The 2454-nt window shown below is 75.0% G+C and carries 2 protein-coding genes and 1 pseudogene; all 3 read left to right on the top strand.

Annotated elements, in window-relative coordinates:
• Nucleotides 1-193, top strand: a pseudogene (locus KN815_RS48600) (cobalamin biosynthesis protein); the annotation flags it as partial.
• A gap of 72 nt (nucleotides 194-265) precedes the next feature.
• On the top strand, nucleotides 266-1102 hold the full coding sequence (locus tag KN815_RS48595) for a sirohydrochlorin chelatase (RefSeq protein WP_216348136.1): 837 nt from the start codon (nucleotides 266-268) through the stop codon (nucleotides 1100-1102).
• Nucleotides 1092-2207, top strand: coding sequence for an Rv2231c family histidinol phosphate aminotransferase CobC (gene cobC, locus KN815_RS48590; protein WP_253209731.1), 1116 nt, complete (start codon nucleotides 1092-1094; stop codon nucleotides 2205-2207). The genes KN815_RS48595 and cobC overlap by 11 nt, the downstream gene beginning before the upstream one ends.
• Nucleotides 2208-2454 lie beyond the last annotated feature (247 nt).

The following is a 2454-nucleotide window of genomic DNA, read 5'->3' as shown; positions in this document are numbered from 1 at the left end:
CGCCGTCGCCGAGGCCGCCGCGCTGCTGGCCGCCGGTCCTGGTGCCGAACTGCTCGTCGCCAAGCGTAAGTCCGCGCCGCACGGCCGCCCCGGGATGGCCACCTGCGCCGTCGCTCGCCGCCCGGCGGCGGTCAAATCCGGGCAGGACGCGCAGCGAAGACCTGCCGTCGACCGTCCCGACGCAGGTCAGTAACGTCTCGGGGCGGAACAGCCCGCCGCCTCCTGCTGACCGTGACACCCGCACCACCTGCATCAAGGAGACCTCGTGACGACCCCGCCCGCCCTGCTCCTCGCAGGCATCGGCACGCGAGACGAAAGGCATGCCACCGCCTTTCACGCATTCGTAAGGGAGTTGGCCGAACGCCACCCGGATCTGCCCATGGCGGGTGGCCTCACCGGACCGGGCAGCCACCCGCTGTCCGATGCGGTCAGCCGGCTCGTCGGCGAGGGAGTGAGCCGCTTCGCCGTCGTCCCGCTGACGCTGATCCCGGCGGCTCCCCCAAGAGACGGCATCGCGGCCGCACTGGCCCAGGAGGCGGAGCGCCATGCCGACGCCTCGTTCGCCTCCGCCCGGCCGCTCGGCCCGCACCGCACGCTGCTGAGCGTGCTGGAGCGGCGGCTCGACGAGGCGCTGGGCAGCCGGCCCCGGCTGCCCTCGGACCGCGCGGAGACCACCGTGCTGCTGGTGGGCGATGGTTCGCCGCTCCCCGAGGCCAACGCCGAGGTGCACCGCGCCGCCCGGCTGCTGTGGGAGGGCCGTGGCTTCGCGGGCGTCGAGGTGGCCTTCTCCTCGCTCGCCGCACCGGATGTGGCCTCCGGCCTGGACCGCTGCGCCAAGCTGGGGGCCAGTCGGGTCGTGGTGCTGCCGTACTTCCTGTTCGCCGGGGACACCCTGGAGCGGGTGCGGCAGCAGGCGGAGGGCTGGGGGCTCGCCCACCCCGAGGTCGAGGTGGTCTCCGCCGATGTCATCGGCCCGGCAAAGGAGTTGGCCGACCTCGTCATGGAGCGCTATGAGGAGGTGGCCGACACCGCCGGGCGTGCCGGGTTCGGCGATGAGGCCCATGCCTTCGCGCATCCCGATACCCACGCCGATGTCCACTGACCCATCGGCGGGCCTGCCCACGAGCGGGTCCGCCACCCCGGCCGCCGACGGCGCCTGCGCCGGGTTCGATCTGCGGCATCACGGGGACGCGGAGGTGCGGGGCGCCGATGCCGACCTGACGGACCTCGCGGTCAATGTCCGGGCCGGTACGCCTCCGGACTGGCTCAAGGCCCGCATCGCCGCCTCCCTCGACGGGCTGGCCGCCTATCCGGACGGGCGGGCGGCGCGGGAGGCGGTCGCCGCGTGCCATGGGCTTCCGGTCGGCCGGGTGCTGTTGACGGCGGGCGTGGCGGAGGCGTTCGTCCTGCTCGCCCGCGCCATCGCGGCCCAGCGGCCGGTGGTGGTGCATCCGCAGTTCACCGAACCGGAGGCGGCGCTGCGGGACGCGGGGCACACCGTGGAGCGGGTGCTCCTCGATGAGCGGAACGGCTTCCAACTGGCCCCGGACGCGGTGCCGGAGGACGCCGATCTGGTGGTGATCGGCAACCCCACCAACCCCACATCCGTGCTCCACCCGGCCGATGCCCTGGCCGGTCTCGCCCGGCCGGGACGGACCCTGGTGGTGGACGAGGCGTTCATGGACGCCGTCCCGGGCGAGCGCGAGTCGCTGGCGGCCCGCACCGATGTGCCCGGGCTCGTGGTGCTGCGCAGCCTCACCAAGACCTGGGGTCTAGCGGGGCTGCGGATCGGCTATGTGCTGGCGGAGCCGGACACCATCACGGCACTGGAGCGGGTCCAGCCGCTGTGGCCGGTGTCCAGCCCCGCCCTGACGGCGGCCGAGGCATGCTGCGCCCCGCCCGCCCTCGCCGAGGCCGCGCGGGCCGCCGACCGTACGGCCGCCGACCGGGCCCATCTGGCCGACCGGCTGGCCGAGTTGGCGGAGGTGCGGGTATGCGGCCCGGCGGCCGGACCCTTTCTGCTGATCCATCTGCCGGGCGCGGCGGCCATCCGCACCCGGCTGCGCGAGCTGGGCTTCGCGGTCCGCCGCGGTGACACGTTCCCGGGCCTGGGCCCGGACTGGCTCCGCATCGCCGTCCGCGACCGCGCCACGACGGACCGCTTCGTCATCGCCCTGGCGAAGGCCATCGCCGAATCGGCCGCCTGACTACGCGGTTCGACCGCCCAGCCTGACCGCGCACCGCGCGAAGCGGCGCGCGGTCACCTACAGCTTGCCCGAGCCCGGGGCCCAATACGGCACCCCGGGCGCCCGCCCCCAGATCCGGCGCCCGAGCCGTTGGATACGGCACGGGCACCGGACCCAATGGGCCAGGCCAGGTCATCCGTCAGGCGTCAGGCGTCAGCCCGCGTCGCCGCCGCCCGCGGCGCGCCGGCGGCGGGCCAGGACGACGGCT

The sequence above is a fragment of the Streptomyces niphimycinicus genome (assembly GCF_018883605.1).
Classification (GTDB): Bacteria; Actinomycetota; Actinomycetes; order Streptomycetales; family Streptomycetaceae; genus Streptomyces; species Streptomyces niphimycinicus.
Note: the sequence above shows the minus strand (reverse complement) of the source record. Positions and strands in the feature narration are given on the sequence as shown.